The sequence below is a fragment of the Kitasatospora sp. NPDC001683 genome, assembly GCF_053596495.1.
Genome location: NZ_JBSFGK010000050.1, coordinates 23,439 through 39,881, shown reverse-complemented (window position 1 = coordinate 39,881; position 16,443 = coordinate 23,439). Strand labels below are relative to the sequence as shown.

The following is a 16,443-nucleotide window of genomic DNA, read 5'->3' as shown; positions in this document are numbered from 1 at the left end:
AACGCGAAAGCGCGGCTACCGGTCGCAGCGCTGGCCCTGCTCCGGGGCCTCCCCGGTGAGCAGGTACCGGTTGACCGCGTCGTCCACGCAGGTGCTGCGCCGCCCGTACGCGGTGTGGCCGTCCCCGTCGTAGGTGAGCAGTCGGCCGGACTCGAGCTGCCCGGCCAGCGAGCGGGCCCAGGCGTACGGGGTGGCCGGGTCGCGGGTGGTGCCGACGACGACGATCGGGGCGGCACCGGTGGCCCGGATGGTGTGGGCCGCGCCGGTGGCCCGGACCGGCCAGTAGGCGCAGGTCAGCGCCATCCAGGCCATGTCGCGGCCGAAGTGCGGCGAGGCCCGTTCGAAATCCGGCACCGCCCGCTGCACGTCCTCCGGCGAGCGGAACGGGGCGGGCAGGTCGAGGCAGTTCACCGCCGTGTTGGCGAACATCAGGTTGGGGTACGTGCCGTCCGCCTTGCGCCCGTAGTACGCGTCGGAGAGCTTCAGCAGGCCGGTGCCGTCGCCCGCCCTGGCGTCAGTGAGCGCGGTGCGCAGCTTGGGCCACAGGAATTCGGCGTACATGGCCTGGACCACGCCGGTGGTGGCCTGGGAGGCGGTGAGCCGGCGCCCGTTGTCGGTGCTCGGCAGCGGCTGGGCGTGGACGGCCGCGAGCAGGGCGTTGAGCTGGTCGCCGACCTGCTGCTCGGTGCGGCCGAGCGGGCAGTCCTCGCGTTTGGCGCAGTCCTTGGCGAAGGCCCCCCAGGCGGTCTCGAAGCCGCCGGCCTGGGTGCGGTTGCCGGTGACCGAGTCGAGCGCCGGGTCCATCGCGCCGTCCAGCACCAGCCGCCCGACCCGGCTCGGGAACAGCCCGGCGTAGGTGGCGCCGAGGAAGGTGCCGTACGACTTGCCGACGAAGTTCAGCCGCTCGTCGCCGAGCAGGGCACGCAGCACGTCCATGTCGCGGGCCGCCTCGACGGTGCTGAGGTGGCCGAGCGCGGGTCCGGCCTGCTTGCGGCAGCCCTCGGCGAACTCCTTGTCGGCGGCGACCAGCGCGTCGATCGCCCGCTGGTCGCCGGGGGCCAGATCGGCGGCGGTGAAGGCGTCCATCCGCTCGCCGCTCAGACAGCTGACGGGGTTGCTGCGGCCAACCCCGCGCGGGTCGAGGCCTACCAGGTCGTACCGGGTGCGCACGGTGCGGTCGAACGTCCCGGCGACGGTCTCCAGGTACTCGATCGCCGAGCCGCCGGGACCGCCCGGGTTGAGCAGCAGCGAACCCAACCGGGCCTCACCGCCTGCGCCGGCTGAGCCACTTGAGCCACTGGTACTGCCGGAGCCGCCCGGTACGACGGCGGCGCGGACGGCCGAGAGGGTGAGGTCGCCGTCGCCGGGTCGGTCGTAGTCCGTCGGCACCCGGAAGGTCGTGCACTCGAACCCGCCGTCGCACGGCTGCCAGGTCGGCCGCTGCGCGTAGTACGGCGCGAGCGCGGCCGGTACGACGGCGGGCAGCGGCTCCAGCGGGGTCACGGCGGCAGCCGAAGCCGCGCCGGACCCGGTGGAGGCGGTCGAGTCGGACGAGCCGGACGAGCCGGGCTCACCGGCCCCCGTGGCCGAGCCCGGGGAACCCCCGCTGCACCCGCCCGCCGAGACCGCCACCAGCCCGACCGCGAGCACCACGGCCGCCACCCGCACCCGCCCGAAGGCCCTCATCCGCTTCCTCTCCACCGCTCCGGGACATCCGAGAAAAGTACGAGAAAAGTACGAGAACGAAGAAACGACGCTGCCCGGTACCCGTCCCCCGGGTACCGGGCAGCGTAACGCCCGCTCGGCCGGCGCTCAGGACGCCTTGGCCAGCGCCTCGGCCAGGAACTGCGCCGCCTGCCGGAGCAGCCGCAGCCGCTCCCGGTCCGCGGAGTAGTCCTGCACGTTGTCCGAGATCCGCACATCGGCCTTGGCCGCCGGGCCCGGCCCCGCCTTGAGCGCGCTCTGGAGCTTGCGGGCCGCGTCCAGCCCGGCGGCGTCGCCCTTGGCGGCGGCCAGCAGCAGCTTGGCCGAGCTGCCCGCCGGGGCCTCGGCCCCGGTCTGGGTGAGCGCGGCGGCGTCGTAGCGGCCGGAGACCGCGGCGGCCACGCCGTAGAGGTCCGGCCGGGCCAGCCCGGCCGCGGCCGCGCACGGCGCGCCGCCCTCGACCCCGAGGGTGCCCCAGGAGGCCGGACCGGGCGGGAAGGTGCGGAAGGAGGCCGCGATGGTGGTGCGCAGCGTCGCGTCGTCGGCGACGGCGGCCGGGGCGGCGGCGACCAGCTCGCAGGGGTGCGCGGTGCCGCTCGGCGCCTCGGGCGCGACCAGGATGAACGGACGGACCCGGCCGGTCTGCAGGGCCGCACCGATGCCCTCGAAGACGTCCGGCACCTCGGCGTCGGCGGTCTTGCGCGGGGTGGCGGCGTGGATCACGACGACCGGGAAGCGCGCGTTCGACTCCTTGGCGTACTGCGGCGGCAGCCAGACCCGGACGTTGCGCGGTTTCCCGTCGGGTCCGAGCACGGCGGACTGCAGCAGCTCGCCGCCGCCCGGATGCCCGACGCTGTCGAAGCGGCTGGTCACGGCGGGTGTCCCGCCCGGCGTCGCACTCGCGGACGCAGCGGGCGCGGCGGACGCCACAGCGTCCGGCGGCGCCGCCTGCTGCCGGACCGCCGCCCCCGGCACCGACCCCGGCGCCGACCTCGGCCAGGCCCCCGCCGCGGCCGCGTCGATGGCGGACCCCGCTCGGTCGGCCCCCGCGCCGCCCCTGCTCAGCCCGCCGAACGCCCCGAGCGCGGTGAGCACCGTCAACGCGGTGACGCACACTCCGCAGACCATCGCCCCGCCCGCCCGCATCAGCATCGGCCACCGGTCGCCGGCCAGTTCGTAGGTCTCGGCGGCCCGCAGGTCGCGCCAGCGCTGGAGCGCACCGCGGGCCAGCCAGAGCCCGCCGACGGCGGCGGCCAGCAGGGGGATGACGAGGAGCGGACGAACCACGGAACGCACCACCTCGGGAGGAGGGCCGACGCCGGACCGGACCCGGTGCCGTACGGGAGGCGACCGCTCCGGCGGGCGGGCCCTCCCGACGGGGAGGCCCGGGCTACGGCCGGGGCACAGTCGGCCCCCAGCGTGCACAACGGGTGCGCCGTCACACGCGGGTGTGCCCGGCGAGTATCGCCCGTTCACTCGAAGGTGGGATGCCGGGCCGACTCCGGGAGGCCTACGAAACCGAACCGGGCCGACTCCGGGAGGCCTACGCAACCGAACCAGGACGATCCGGGCAGGACCGGGGAAAGGACCCCGTAGCTGCCGGACGGCCTCAGCCCGCCCGCAGCGCCACCGTCATCGCCTCGACCGCGAGCAGCGGGTCCACGTTGCGGTCCAGCGCCGTGCGACAGGCGAGCACCGCCTCGATCCGGCGCAGCGTGCCCTCGGCCGGCCCGGCCTGGGCGACCCGGTTCAACGCCTGCCGCTGGTCCTCGTTGGCGAGCGCGCCGGTGGAGCCGAGCTGGATCGCCAGCACGTCCCGGTAGAAGCCGAGCAGGTCGAGCAGCGCGACCCCGAGGGTCTCCCGGCGGGTGCGGGTGGCGCGGCTCTTCTGCCGCTTCTCCAGCTCCTTGACCGCCCCGGCCATGCCGCGCGGCGCCTTGCCGCCCTCGGCGGCGCCGTAGGCGGCCTTCAGGTCGTCCGTCTCCTTGGCGTCCTGGGTCTCGGCGAGCGCCTCGGCGTCGGCCTTGGCGGTGTCGACCAGGCGCTGGGCGGCCGTCAGGCAGCCACCGATGTCGGCGACCTCCAGCGGGATCCGCAGCACCTCGGCGCGGCGGGTGCGGGCCTGCTCGTCGACGGCGAGGCGGCGCGCCCGCTCGACGTCGCCCTGCCCGGCGAGCGCGGCCAGCCGGGCGGTCTCCGGGTCGACGCCGTCGCGGCGGACCAGCATGTCGGCGACCGCCTCGGCGGCGGGCGTGCGCAGCACCAACAGGCGGCAGCGCGAGCGGATGGTCGGCAGCACGTCCTGGACGGAGGGGGCGCAGAGCAGCCAGACGGTGCGCGGGGAGGGTTCCTCCACACCCTTGAGCAGTGCGTTCGCGGCGGCCTCGGTGAGCCGGTGGGCGGCGTCCACCAGGATCACCGACCAGCGGCCGCCGGTCGGGTAGCTGGAGGCGCGCAGCACCAGGTCGCGCATGTCGCCGACGCCGATGGACAGACCGTCCGTCCGCACGTACTTGACGTCGGCGTGGCTGCCGGCCAGCACGGTGTGGCAGCCGTCGCAGAACCCGCAGCCGGGCGTGCCGCCGAGCGCGAGGTCGGGGCTGGTGCACTGGAGGGCGGCGGCGAAGGCGCGCGCCGCGGTGACCTGCCCGGCACCGGGCGGGCCGGTGAACAGCCAGGCGTGCGTCATCAGGGAGGCGTTCCCGCCCCTGGCCGGAGCGGCACCGCGACCGGCCTCGACCGTCGCCCCGGCCGCCCGGGCCGCGGCGGTCAGCTGGTCGACCACCCGATCCTGGCCCACCAGGTCGTCCCAGACGGCCACTGCTGCTCCCAAGCTCCGTACGACAGCGCTCCCGGCGCCGATTCCCCGCCGTCGAGCATACGTCTCCGCTCCGACAGCCACTGCTCCGTCCAGGTCACGCGGTCACGCGGCCGGCCCCTGGTACGCACGGCCCCGTCCGCTCCGACGACGACGGGCGGCGCCCGCGGGGACCACTGCCCCGACGACGACGCCCGTCCGTCATCCGTACCGGCTCAGCCCCGGCGACCCCAGCGCCGGCCCTTGCCCTTGCCGCCGTCCTCGCCGCGGTCGCCTCCGCCGCGCCGGTCCCCGCCGTCACGCGGACCCGTCCGGCCCTGGTCGCCGCCGCCCTGCTCCCAGCGCGCCCACTCGTCACGCGAGCCGAGCAGGGTGTCGGTCAGGCTCGGCAGGTCGTCCATCGGCGTCTCCTCGGCCCACTCCGGCCGGGGCCGCTCGGCGGTCGGCTGCGGGTCGACCGCCGGCTGGGCGCCGAACGGCGGCACAGTGGCGGACCGACCGTCCACCACCGGCAGCTCACGAGTGCTGTCCCCCGACTCCCCGGAACGCCCCGGCTCCCCGGAACCCGGCTCGACCCGCGGCAGCACCGCGGTCTCGTCCACGGCGGGCACCTTCGGCAGCACGGCCGTCTCGTCGGCCGCCGGCACCTTGGGCAGCACCGCCGTCTCGTCCACGGTCGTCGGCACCCGGGGCAGCCGGGCGGTCGCGTCGGCGGTCCCCGCCGCCCGGACGGCCGCCTGCCGGTCGCGCAGCGTCAGCTCCCGCGTCGCCTCGTCGCCGAGGCCCTCCGGCGCGCCCTGCGGCGTGTCCCGGACCGCCCGCAGCTGCGTCGTGGCCGCGTCCCTGGCCGACGGACCCGCATCCGACCGAGCCGAACCCGCCTGATCCGAACCCGGCCGATCCGACCCGACCTGATCCGACCCGGACCCAGCCCGATCCGACCCAGCCCCGGTCCGGTCGGAATCCGACCCGGCCCGACCCGAAGCCGTCTCCGCCGCCGCTGCGGCCGCCGCGAGCGCCGCGGCCTGCGCCAGCCGGGCCTCCTCGGCCCGCTGCAGCGCCTCCTCCGCACGGCGCCGCTGCTCCTCGCGCGCCAGCTCCCGCTGCCGCTGGAGCTCCGCCTGGGCGGCCGCCTCGTCGGCGATCCGCTTGCGCTCGGCGGCCTCCGCGGCCAGCCGGGCCTCTTCCTCGGCCCGTCGGCGCGCCTCCTCCTCGGCTCGCCGGCGCGCTTCCTCCTCCGCCCGGCGGCGGGCCTCCTCCTCGGCCTTGCGTCGGGCCTCGGCGGCGATTCGCTCGGCCTCCTCCTTGGCCAGTCGCTCCTTCTCGGCCTGCTCGGCCCGCAGCTGCGCCAGCACCTCCTGCCGCTTGCGCTCGGCCGCCTCCTCCTCGGCCCGCCGACGGGCCTCCTCGGCGGCGCGCCGCTCGGCCTCCTCCTTGGCCAGCCGTTCCTGTTCGGCGCGGGCGGCCTTCTCCTGCTCGGAGAGCGGCAGCTCGCGGTCGAGCCGGTGCCGGATGGCGGTGGTGACGAAGCCGGGGGCCTGGCTGCCGTCCACGACCAGGTAGCGCGCCGGGTCGGCGGCCGCGAGGGCGAGGAAGCCGGCCCGGACCCGCTGGTGGAACTCGGTGGGCTCCGACTCCAGCCGGTCCAGCGCCTCGGTGAAGCGCTCCCGGGCCCTGGTCGGGTCGACGTCCAGCACCACGGTCAGGTCGGGCAGCAGCCCGCCGGTCGCCCAGCGGGAGATCCGGGCGACCTCGGTGGCGGCCAGGTCGCGCCCGGCGCCCTGGTAGGCGATGGAGGAGTCCATGTACCGGTCGGTGATCACCACGGCGCCGCGGGCGAGGGCCGGCCGGATGACGTTCTCGACGTGCTCGGCGCGGTCGGCGGCGTAGATCAGCGCCTCGGCGCGGTGCGACAGGCCGGTGTTGCCGACGTCCAGGACGAGCCCGCGCAGCCGCTGCCCGACGGGGCTGCCACCGGGCTCGCGGGTGAGCACGACCTCGTGCCCCTTGCCGCGGATCCACTCGGCGAGCGCCTGGGCCTGGGTGGACTTTCCGGCGCCGTCGCCGCCCTCCAGGGCGATGAAGAAGCCGGTGCCCGCGCCCCGGTGCGGCACCGGGCCGCCGCCACCGCGCACCGCGTCCATCAGGTCCCGGCCGAACGGCACGGTGCCGCGCCGGTCGTCGGTGCGCAGCAGCACGACGGCGGCGAGAACCAGGGTGAGCAGCCCCGAGGTGGCGACCGCGAGGGCGGCGCCGCCGTGGATGAAGGTGAAGGAGCCGGGCTCGACGGTGCCGTACTCGACGTCCCCGTAGGCCGCGGCGATCAGCGGGACGGCGACCAGCGCGGCGGCGACCACGGCCCGCAGCACCGCGTACAGGTGCTCGGTGACCCTGGCCAGCCGGGCCTCCTCGACCTCCTGGGCGAGCAGGGTGCGCCCGGTCGAGACGACGATCCCGGCGGCCAGCCCGGCCAGCACCGTGAGCAGCAGCACCAGCACGAAGTCCAGCACCAGCCCGGCCAGGATCAGCGCGACGCCCTCGGTGAGCAGCGCCAGCGCGAGCAGCCGGCGGCGGGAGAGCGAGGGCAGGGTGGACCGGGTGAGTCCGGCTCCCAGCGCGGGAGCGCCGGCCGCGGCGAGCACGACCAGGCCGTAGCCGATCGGCCCGGCCCGGTGCTCGGCGGCGGTGAGCAGCGCCAGCGCGGCGACGCCCGCCATCGAGGCGAAGCCGGCCGCGACGGCGAAGGTGAAGTACGGGGCGCTGCCGGTGCGGCCCTTGCTCAGGGCGGGACCGGGGGTCGCGTCGGTCGGGGCGCGCAGCCCGGTCAGCGGCGAGTGCGGGGCGACGGTCACCGGGCCGCCGGGCAGCTGCTGGAGGTAGCCGCGGACGGCCGCGGCGGCGAACAGGCCGGCCGCGCCGAGCGCCGCGAAGGTCAGCTGGTGGGCGCGCAGCCAGTCCGACCCGAGCGCCGCGCCGATGTTGTTGACCAGGGTGAGGACGACCAGGGCGACGGCGCCGAGCGGCACGGTGACCCAGCCGGTGAACCGGTCGATGCTCCGGACGGTGTCCAGGTTGGCGGCGGCCGGCCGCTGCTCGTCGGACGGGCGCATGGGCCCCTCCTGCCCGATGGCGGGCAAGGAGGGAGGGTTGGCCGGCGGCAGCAGCCCGGGGACGGCGGCGGCCTTGGCGATCCCCCACACCCGCTCGGCGGCCCCGGTGAGGAACACGGTGGCGAGCAGCACATAGGTGGCCGCGCCGGAGGGCTTCGGGCCGGAGCCCAGCCAGACCGTCCACCACGGCGCGATGCCGATCAGCAGGGCGCGCAGCACGTCCGCGCCGAACAGCGTCCAGCGCCGGTCGAGCTTCCCGGTGGCCAGCTGGTGCACCGGCTCCAGCAGCGCCACGCCGACCAGCCCGGTGGCCACCACCCGGACGGCCAGGACGGCGGCGGTGGCGAAGGCGAGGTTGCGCGGCAGGTCGCCGAGCTGACCGCCCTGGGCGGCGGCGATCACGGTGAGCGCGAGCAGCACCAGCAGCCCGAGCCGGTCGGCGGTGCCGCCGATCAGCTGGGTGGTCCACAGGCGCCGATAGGGCCGGGTCCGCAACAGTGCCCGGGCCCGGTCCGCGGGGGTTCCGGCGGGCGCGACCTCGGGCAGGTCGGGCCCGGTGGCTCTGGCGGCCGGGGCGGCGCTGGGGGTGGGCTGCTCCTCGCTCGTCATACGGTCAGCGTAGCGGGCTGGGCTTTGCCGGATTGAGACGAACGGCGTTCCGGTTCGCCCTCATCACCGGCCTGTGACGATCCCCGCACACACCCGGGTACCGCTCCGCACGGCCTCGGGGCCGTCGCCCCGCACGGATCCCGCGCCGCCCCCACACCGATCCCGCGCCGCCCCCGGACGGACCGCGGGCCCGCACCCCCCGACGGGGGCACGGGCCCGGGTACCGCTGCCGGAGGATCAGCCCTCGTCGGTGGCGGTGGGCTTGCCGGCCGCTGCCTTCTTCGCGGCCGTCTTCTTGGCCGCCGTCTTCGCGGTGGTGGTCTTGGTGGTCGTGGTCTTCTTCGCGGCCGTCTTCTTGGCGGTGGTCTTGGTCGCCGCCGTCTTCGTGGTGGTCGTCTTCTTGGCCGCCGCCTTCTTCGCCGGGGCCTTCTTCGCCGCCTTCTTCACCGGCCCGCGCGCCCGCTTCTCGGCGAGCAGCTCGTAGCCGCGCTCCGGCGTGATGGTCTCGACGTCGTCGTCCTTGCGCAGCGTGGCGTTGGTCTCGCCGTCGGTCACGTAGGGGCCGAACCGGCCGTCCTTGACCACCACCGGGCGCTCGCTGACCGGGTCCGTGCCCAGCTCCTTGAGCGGCGGAGCGGCGGCGGCCCGGCCGCGCTGCTTGGGCTGGGCGTAGATCGCCAGCGCCTCCTCGAGGGTGATCGTGAAGAGCTGGTCCTCGCTGCTGAGCGAGCGCGAGTCGGTGCCGCGCTTGAGGTACGGGCCGTAGCGGCCGTTCTGCGCGGTGATCTCCGCGCCCTCGGGGTCGGTGCCGACCACGCGCGGCAGCGAGAGCAGCCGCAGCGCGTCCTCCAGGGTGACGGTGTCCAGCGACATCGTCTTGAACAGCGAGGCGGTGCGCGGCTTGACCGCGTTCTTGCCGGTCTTCGGCGTGCCCTCGGGCAGGATCTCGGTCACGTACGGGCCGTAGCGGCCGTCCTTGGCGACCAGCATGTTGCCGCTGACCGGGTCCGGGCCGAGCTCGAAGTCGCCGCTGGGCTTGGCCAGCAGCTCCTCGGCCAGCTCGACGGTCAGCTCGTCCGGCGGCAGCTCGTCCGGGATGTCTGCGCGCTGGCCGGGCTCGCCCTCGACGGCGGAGGCCCGCTCGACGTACGGGCCGTAGCGGCCGACCCGCAGGGTGATGTCGTCGCTGATCCGGAACGAGCTGATCTCCCGGGCGTCGATCGCGCCCAGGTCGGTGACCAGCTCCTTCAGGCCGCCCAGGTGGTCGCCGTCGCCGTTGCCGGCCTCGGCGGCACCGCCGGCCGCGCCCTCGCCCTCGCCGAAGTAGAAGCGCTTCAGCCACGGCACGGACTGCGCCTCACCGGCGGCGATCCGGTCGAGGTCGTCCTCCATCTTGGCGGTGAAGTCGTAGTCGACCAGCCGGCCGAAGTGCTTCTCCAGCAGGTTGACCACGGCGAAGGAGAGGAAGGACGGGACGAGCGCCGTGCCCTTCTTGAACACGTACCGGCGTTGGATGATCGTGTCGATGATCGACGCGTAGGTGGAGGGGCGGCCGATCTCCCGGTCCTCGAGCTCCTTGACCAGCGAGGCCTCGGTGTAGCGGGCCGGCGGCTTGGTGGCGTGGCCCTCGGGGGTGATCCGGTCGGCGGCCAGCGGGTCGCCCTGGGCGACCTGCGGCAGCCGGCGCTCGCGGTCGTCGAGCTCGGCGTTCGGGTCGTCGGCGCCCTCGACGTAGGCCTTGAGGAAGCCGTGGAAGGTGATGATCTTGCCGGAGGCGGAGAACTCGACGTCCCGGCCGTCGGCGGAGGCGCCGCCGACCCGGACGGTGACCGACTGGCCGACCGCGTCCTTCATCTGGGAGGCGACGGTGCGCATCCAGATCAGCTCGTACAGCTTGAAGTCGTCACCGCTCAGACCGGTCTCGGCGGGGGTGCGGAAGCGGTCGCCGGAGGGGCGGACGGCCTCGTGCGCCTCCTGCGCGTTCTTGACCTTGCTGGCGTAGGTGCGCGGGGCGTCCGGCAGGTAGTCGGCGCCGTACAGCTGGGTGACCTGCGCGCGGGCGGCGGAGATCGCGGTGTCCGACAGCGTGGTCGAGTCGGTGCGCATGTAGGTGATGAAGCCGTTCTCGTACAGCTTCTGGGCCACCTGCATGGTCCGCTTGGCGCCGAAGCCCAGCTTGCGGCTGGCCTCCTGCTGGAGCGTGGTGGTGCGGAACGGCGCGTACGGCGAGCGGCGGTACGGCTTGGACTCGACGCTGCGGACGCTGAACGCGGTCTGCGCGAGGGCGGCGGCCAGCCGGCGGGCGGCCTGCTCGTCCAGGTGCAGGGTGTTGGTGCTGCCGGCCTTGAGCCGCCCGTCCGAACCGAAGTCGCGGCCGCTGGCGATCCGCTTGCCGTCGACCGAGGCCAGCCGGGCGCCGAAGGTCTCCGGGTTGGCGGCGTCCGCCGGGGTCCGGCCGGTGCCGAAGGTGCCGACCAGGTCCCAGTACGAGGCGGTGCGGAAGGCCATCCGCTCGCGCTCCCGCTCGACCACCAGACGGGTTGCCACGGACTGCACCCGGCCCGCCGACAGCTTCGGCATGACCTTCTTCCACAGCACCGGCGAGACCTCGAAGCCGTAGAGGCGGTCGAGGATGCGGCGGGTCTCCTGGGCGTCGACCAGGCGCTGGTTCAGCTCGCGCGGGTTGGCCACCGCCTCCTGGATCGCCGACTTGGTGATCTCGTGGAACACCATCCGGTGCACCGGCACCTTGGGCTTGAGCACCTGCTGGAGGTGCCACGCGATGGCTTCGCCCTCGCGGTCCTCGTCGGTGGCGAGGAAGAGCTCGTCGGACTCCGCGAGCAGCGACTTCAACTTGCTGACCTGGGACTTCTTGTCCGCGTTGACCACGTAGATGGGCGCGAAGTCGTGGTCGACGTCCACCCCGAGGCGGCGCACCTCGCCGGTGTACTTGTCCGGCACCTCGGCCGCGGTGCTGGGCAGGTCGCGGATGTGCCCGACGCTCGCCTCGACGATGTAGCCGGGGCCCAGGTAGCCCTTGATCGTCTTCGCCTTGGCCGGCGACTCGACAATGACGAGTCGCTGTCCGTGCGCGGTCTCGCTGCTCGGGGACACCTTCGCTCTTCTCTCCCGGTCCTTATGTGGCTGGTCGGCGCTGGCAGCACGGGCTGCGCTCCGCCCGACCCCTCCACCGTCCCGGGGCCGCCGCTGCACGACACCCCACCAGCGGAGTGTGACCGTACCCCGGCCACCCTTGTCAAACGGACGGATCCCGCTTTTTCGCTTGCCGCGCTCACCGACGCCACTCGAACGGTAACCCGATGACGGAGGTTCGCGCCCCGTGGAGGGGGGCTTCGGCAGGTTCCGGAGGATGGAATGACGGATTTCAAGATCTGTCAACGGATAAATCGGCGCGCTTGCGGTATCGCGCTCTCCGGATCGCGCCGGGGTGGCCGAGCGGTAGCGGCGGGTCGGCCGTGGCCTCGGCGGCCTCAGCGACTCGGCGGCCTCGGCGGCCTCAGAGACTCGGCGGCTCAGCGCCTCAGCGCCTCAGCGCCTCAGCGACCGACAGCTGCCAGCAGCCCGGCGCCCGCCACCAGACAGGCCGCGCCCAAGGCGCTCCACAGCAGGTCGACGACCGCGGCCCGGCCGACCTCCCCCGCCGCCAGCACCGCCCGGCGGGGGCGGTCCGGGTCGTAGCAGATCCGGACCGAGGCACCGGGCGTGAAACGCTCCGGACGGCGCAGCGGGGTGTGACCGCGCGGCCGGGTGAGCACGAGCTCCGCGATCCGGCCGGCGCCGGACCCCTTGTCGCCGCCGATCGTCGGCAGCACCGTCGGCAGTACGGAGAAGGAGAGCAGCGGCGCACTGTCGAGCTGGCCGTGCCCGTCGCTCTCGGCGACCACCGTGGCCACCGCCGACACCCCCAGTCGGCGCACCCGGTGGCGAAGGCGCACTTCGGCGGCGCACCAGAGCAGCAGCACGCCACCGAAGAGGGCGAGCACCAGCCCGCTCACGGTCGCCGTCGTCGTCTCCACCCCTGGCCCCCGGGTCCCCAGCTCTGTCCACAGCCTGTGGACAGAGCCTCACAGCGTCCGACCAACAGGGGGCAGCCGGACGGGGACCGCCGGACGAACCGGGGGGTACGGGCGGATGAACCAGGGGGTGCCCGCGCCGTGTTCTACCGAACGGGGCTCACCGAACCGGGCTCACCGAACCGGGTTGATGAACCCCTGCTCGGTCAGCAGCCGGAGCGACTCCGGCACCCGGTCCCGCAGCACCACCCGGTCCTCGCCCAACAGCTGGGCGATGGCGTCCACGATCTCGCCCGCCGACAGCGTCCCGTCGCAGACCCCGACGAACCCGGCGCCCACGGTGTCCACCTTGGTGGCCCGCCGCATGCCCCGGTTGTGCCGCAGCACCACGTGCTCCGGGTCCTCCGCCCCCGGCGCGCCGACCTGCTCCTGGACCACCTCGTCGGCCAGCACGTAGCGGGCCGCGAGCAGGCCCGCGTCGTCGTGGGAGCGCAGGAAGTCCTGCCGGTCGAACCACTCGTCGATGTGCGGGCCGAGCGGCTGCTCCACCGGGTGCGGCCACTCCTCCACCCGGACGGTCGGACGCTCGGCGCCGCTCGCCCGCAGGGTGATCCAGCCCATCCCGATGCCCTCGACCCGGCCCGCCTCGAAGGCGTCCAGCCACTCGCCGTACCGGGCCTGGTAGTCGCCGCCCGGACCGCGGTGGTCACCGCCGTCGCGCAGCCACAACTCGGCGTACTGGGCCACGTCCTGGACCTCGCGCTGGACGATCCAGGCGTCCAGCCCGGTGCCCGCCACCCAGCCGGCCAGCCGCTCGTGCCAATCCTCACCCTTGACGTGCTGCCAGTTGGCGAGCAACTGGCAGTAGCCGCCCGGCTCCAGGTGCTCGGCGGCGGAGCGCACCAGGCTGCGGCACAGGTCGTCCCCGGCCATGCCGCCGTCGCGGTAGGTGAACCGGCCGGCCGGCGAGATGACGAACGGCGGGTTGGAGACGATCAGGTCGAACTTCCGCTCCCCGACCGGCTCGAAGAGGCTCCCGGCGAGCGCCTCGGTGTTGTCGAACCCGGACAGCGCCAGGGTCAGTTCGGTGAACCGCAGCGCGCGCGGGTTGAGGTCGGTGGCGGTGACGCTGCGGGCGTGCCGGGCCGCGTGCAGCGCCTGCACGCCGGAGCCCGAACCGAGGTCCAGCGCCGCCCCGACGGGCCGGCGCACGGTGATGTTGGCCAGCGTGGTGGACGCCCCGCCGACCCCCAGCACCAGGTCCTTGCGGGCCACCCCGTGCGCGGTCTCGCCGGATCCGATCCCGCCCGCACCGCCCACCGCGCAACCCAGGTCGGAGACCACCCAGGCATCCGAACTGGGAAGCCCGGCAACCTCGTTGGCATACGGCCGGACGTCCACCGTGGCACGCACCAGGTCCCCGTCCGGGCGCAGCCAGCCGTCCGCCAGGCAGTCCTCCACCGGCAACGCGGCGGCCGCCGCCTTGTACGGCACCGGCTGCTGCAGCAGGAACAGCCGCACCAGCGTCTCCAGCGGGCTGCCGCCACGCGTCGCGCGCAGCGCCGGAACCGCCTCGCTGCGGGCCAAGGCCGCGTAGCCGGTGGGCCCCAGCAGGTCCAGGCACCCATCGGCGGTGAACGAGGCCTCCAGCAGCGCCTCGCGCAGCTTGGCCAGACGGGTCGGGTCGAGAACGGGGCTACTGATCACCCCGCCATTGTCCCCCGCCCAGCCCCCGGCCCGGCCCTCCGGCCCGCACGGAACGGGCAGTGGCTCGGACCGGGTCTGGGACGTGAAGCACCGAAGAGGCCCGACTGGGGCCGTCACCGGGTGCGCACCCTCCTCCGCGCGCCCCCTGCCACTGCCGAAGCGCCCCGCCACCGGACCAGAACACCGGCTCCGGCAGCCCGTCCCCCACCCCGGATCCACGCCCCCACCGCAGCGGCTCAGGCTCACCGCTTGGCCGCCGCTCGCGATGCGGCAGGGGCCGGGGCCGCTCCTTCGAGCGACCCCGGCTCCTGCCGCTTCCCGAACCCTTCCGCGCCCGCTTCCCGTCCTCGATCAGCTCGCGCTGGGTGCCGGAGTGGCCGGGGTCGTGGCCGGGGCCGCCGGGGTGGTGGCAGCGCCCGCCGACGGGGTGGCCGCCGGGCTCGCGGTGTCCGTCGCGCCCGGCGCGGGGGTGCCGCTGGGGGCGCCTACCGAGGCGGAGGCTCCGGCGCTCGGGGTCGCGCTCGCGCCCCCGGTGGCCGGGGAGCCGCCTGCGCTACCGCTCGCACCGGCGCTCGGGGTGGCCTGGGTGGGCTTGCAGCCCTCCTGCTTGGCCATCGCGGCGCCGAGGTCGCCGCGCTGCAGCTTGGCCTGCGCCTGGGTGGACAGCGAGGACAACTGCTGCAGCTGGTCGGCGACGCTGTGCAGCCCGTCCGCGAACTTCGCCTGGTCGTTGTTGGGCAGTGCGTCCAGCTTCTTCTGGACGTCCAGGTAGCCGTCGGCCGCCTTCTTCAGCTCGTCGACGGTGTCCTTCTGCAGCGTCGCGCCGTTGTCCACCTTGGGCGCACCGGCCGCGTCGATGGCGGCCGCGATGTCCTGGTTGGTCTTGGCCAGTCGCCCGATGTCCGTCGAGAGCCGCTTCTGCAGGTCCGCGGGGGCCTCACCGGTCTTCACCTGGCCGGTGTCGGCGAGCGCGTTCTGCGACTGGGCGATCGGGTCCTTGGCCGCGCCGCAGACGTTCGACGCCCAGGACTCCAGCTGCTTGCTGTTGTCGTCGCCGCCGCCGCAGCCGACGGCACCGAACGCGAGCAGCACGCCGAGGGCGGGTACGGCCAGCAGTCGCTTGTTCACCGGGAGAAGCCTTTCGGTTTCGGTCGTCTTCGGTCGTCGAACCTACACGGCCGTCACCGAGCGTCCGGTTCCCGGCTACTCGACTCCCGGCTACTCGGCGCCCTGCCGGCTCCTTGCCAACGAACTTCCGCCCCCGGCCGGACTCGGACCACCGTCCCCGCCCCCGCTCAGGCCCGCTCGACCCGGATCGGGTCACCTGGCCGGACGGTGCTCAGCACCCGGGCGTCCCCGTCCAGCGCACCGAGGACGTTGCAGGGGCTGGCCAGTCGGCACTCGCCGTCGCGCGAGACCGGAGTCGGACCGTACGGCAGCGCGAGGCTGTCGCCGTCCGTCCAGAACGCGACCGTGCCCGGCTCGACGACCTGCTGGGCGCCGTCCTCGCGCGGCACGCTGACGGGCGTGCCGAAGTAGACCTCCTCGCCCCAGGTGTTGGCCGTCGAACTGATCGGCAGCTCGGCCCAGAGCGCCTCGGTGGTGGGGGTGGTCGCCAGCGTGGCGGTGGCCTGCCCGGCCGGCCACAGGATGCGAATCCGCATGTGCTTCCTCTTCCGCGACAGGTCCGATCGACGATCGGACCCGGTCGTGCCGGAAGCAGCGAACCGCCATAGTCAACAATTTGTCAACGGCCACCCGGGGGACGGAATCCCGGCTATGGCTGGGAAGCGCTCCCCCGGACCGCGCCGAAGCCCCGCCGGACCGCACCAGACCGTGCCAGGGCTCGTCAGGGCCGGTCTCAGGCCAGGTCAGGGCCGGTCTCAGGCCGCGTCAGGCCAGGCCCGATGCCGTCGGGGCTCGGGGCTCGTTCGGCGACGTCAGACCCCGACGGAGGCGACCGAGACCGGCCAGCTCATCCGGATCACGCCACCGTCGGCGCCGTTGGCGACCTCCAGGTCCTCGACCAGGCCGGTGATCACGGCGAGACCCAGGGTGTCCTCGTCCGCGTCGCCGCCCTCGGCGGCACCGGGGGCCGGAGCCGCGGCGGGGCCGGCCTCGTCCTCGACCTCGATGAGGAAACGCTTCTCCTGATCGGTCAGCGCGACTCGCACGGTGCCGCCGATGCCACCGCGCTGGTGCAGACCGACCGCACGGGAACATGCCTCACCGACCGCGAGCCGCACCTCGTCGAGCACCGACTCGTCGACCCCGGCCCGTCTGGCGACGGCCGCGGCGACCAACCGGGCCGTCCGCACGTGCTCGGGAAGCGCGCTGAATCGAAGTTCGACGGTTGCCATCTCTCCCCCTCGGGGTGCTCCGACCGGAGCCGACCGTGCGGCCCCGCGGGCCGGCGCTCGACCGGCCCCGTGGCGCCCGGGGAGCACGGGGCCTCGCGGGC

General features: G+C 74.8%; 10 protein-coding genes. All 10 read right to left on the bottom strand.

The features are described from left to right. Positions 1 to 15: 15 nt before the first annotated feature. The 10 genes from ACWCYO_RS25070 to ACWCYO_RS25025 all read right to left on the bottom strand — a co-directional run bounded on the left by ACWCYO_RS25070 (position 16) and on the right by ACWCYO_RS25025 (position 16,342). Positions 16 to 1,686 carry an alpha/beta hydrolase gene (locus ACWCYO_RS25070; RefSeq protein ID WP_270146058.1) on the bottom strand — a complete coding sequence of 557 codons (1,671 nt, stop codon included), beginning with the start codon at positions 1,684 to 1,686 and terminating at the stop codon, positions 16 to 18. A 126-nt stretch (positions 1,687 to 1,812) separates the two neighbouring features. Beyond that, positions 1,813 to 2,991 (bottom strand): hypothetical protein, encoded by a 1,179-nt coding sequence (locus tag ACWCYO_RS25065; protein WP_270146057.1) that lies wholly within the window; start codon positions 2,989 to 2,991, stop codon positions 1,813 to 1,815. Positions 2,992 to 3,313: 322 nt separating this feature from the next. Continuing rightward, positions 3,314 to 4,525: a DNA polymerase III subunit delta' gene (locus ACWCYO_RS25060; protein WP_449785468.1), complete on the bottom strand. Its 1,212-nt coding sequence runs from the start codon at positions 4,523 to 4,525 to the stop codon at positions 3,314 to 3,316. 212 nt (positions 4,526 to 4,737) lie between these two features. Next, positions 4,738 to 8,241: a dTMP kinase gene (tmk, locus tag ACWCYO_RS25055; protein WP_449785455.1), complete on the bottom strand. Its 3,504-nt coding sequence runs from the start codon at positions 8,239 to 8,241 to the stop codon at positions 4,738 to 4,740. Between the two features lie 237 nt (positions 8,242 to 8,478). Beyond that, positions 8,479 to 11,355, bottom strand: a complete 2,877-nt coding sequence (topA, locus tag ACWCYO_RS25050) for a type I DNA topoisomerase (protein ID WP_449785454.1) — start codon at positions 11,353 to 11,355, stop codon at positions 8,479 to 8,481. 443 nt (positions 11,356 to 11,798) lie between these two features. Continuing rightward, positions 11,799 to 12,278 (bottom strand): hypothetical protein, encoded by a 480-nt coding sequence (locus ACWCYO_RS25045; RefSeq protein WP_449785453.1) that lies wholly within the window; start codon positions 12,276 to 12,278, stop codon positions 11,799 to 11,801. 171 nt (positions 12,279 to 12,449) lie between these two features. Next, complete coding sequence (locus tag ACWCYO_RS25040; RefSeq protein ID WP_270146053.1) at positions 12,450 to 13,982, bottom strand: DUF7059 domain-containing protein; 1,533 nt, start codon at positions 13,980 to 13,982, stop codon at positions 12,450 to 12,452. A 351-nt stretch (positions 13,983 to 14,333) separates the two neighbouring features. Further along, positions 14,334 to 15,110: a small secreted protein gene (locus ACWCYO_RS25035; RefSeq protein WP_449785452.1), complete on the bottom strand. Its 777-nt coding sequence runs from the start codon at positions 15,108 to 15,110 to the stop codon at positions 14,334 to 14,336. A gap of 167 nt (positions 15,111 to 15,277) precedes the next feature. Continuing rightward, the gene (locus ACWCYO_RS25030) at positions 15,278 to 15,646 is read right to left on the bottom strand and encodes a cyclophilin-like fold protein (RefSeq protein WP_449785451.1); all 369 of its coding nucleotides are present in this window, start codon (positions 15,644 to 15,646) and stop codon (positions 15,278 to 15,280) included. Positions 15,647 to 15,922: 276 nt separating this feature from the next. Next, positions 15,923 to 16,342, bottom strand: coding sequence for an ATP-binding protein (locus tag ACWCYO_RS25025; RefSeq protein ID WP_270146051.1), 420 nt, complete (start codon positions 16,340 to 16,342; stop codon positions 15,923 to 15,925). Positions 16,343 to 16,443 lie beyond the last annotated feature (101 nt).

Coding starts and splice junctions, on each gene's coding strand:
- ACWCYO_RS25070 (WP_270146058.1), bottom strand. CDS start 1,686: ATGAGGGCCTTCGGGCGGGTGCGGGTGGCGGCCGTGGTGCTCGCGGTC.
- tmk (WP_449785455.1), bottom strand. CDS start 8,241: ATGACGAGCGAGGAGCAGCCCACCCCCAGCGCCGCCCCGGCCGCCAGA.
- ACWCYO_RS25030 (WP_449785451.1), bottom strand. CDS start 15,646: ATGCGGATTCGCATCCTGTGGCCGGCCGGGCAGGCCACCGCCACGCTG.
- ACWCYO_RS25025 (WP_270146051.1), bottom strand. CDS start 16,342: ATGGCAACCGTCGAACTTCGATTCAGCGCGCTTCCCGAGCACGTGCGG.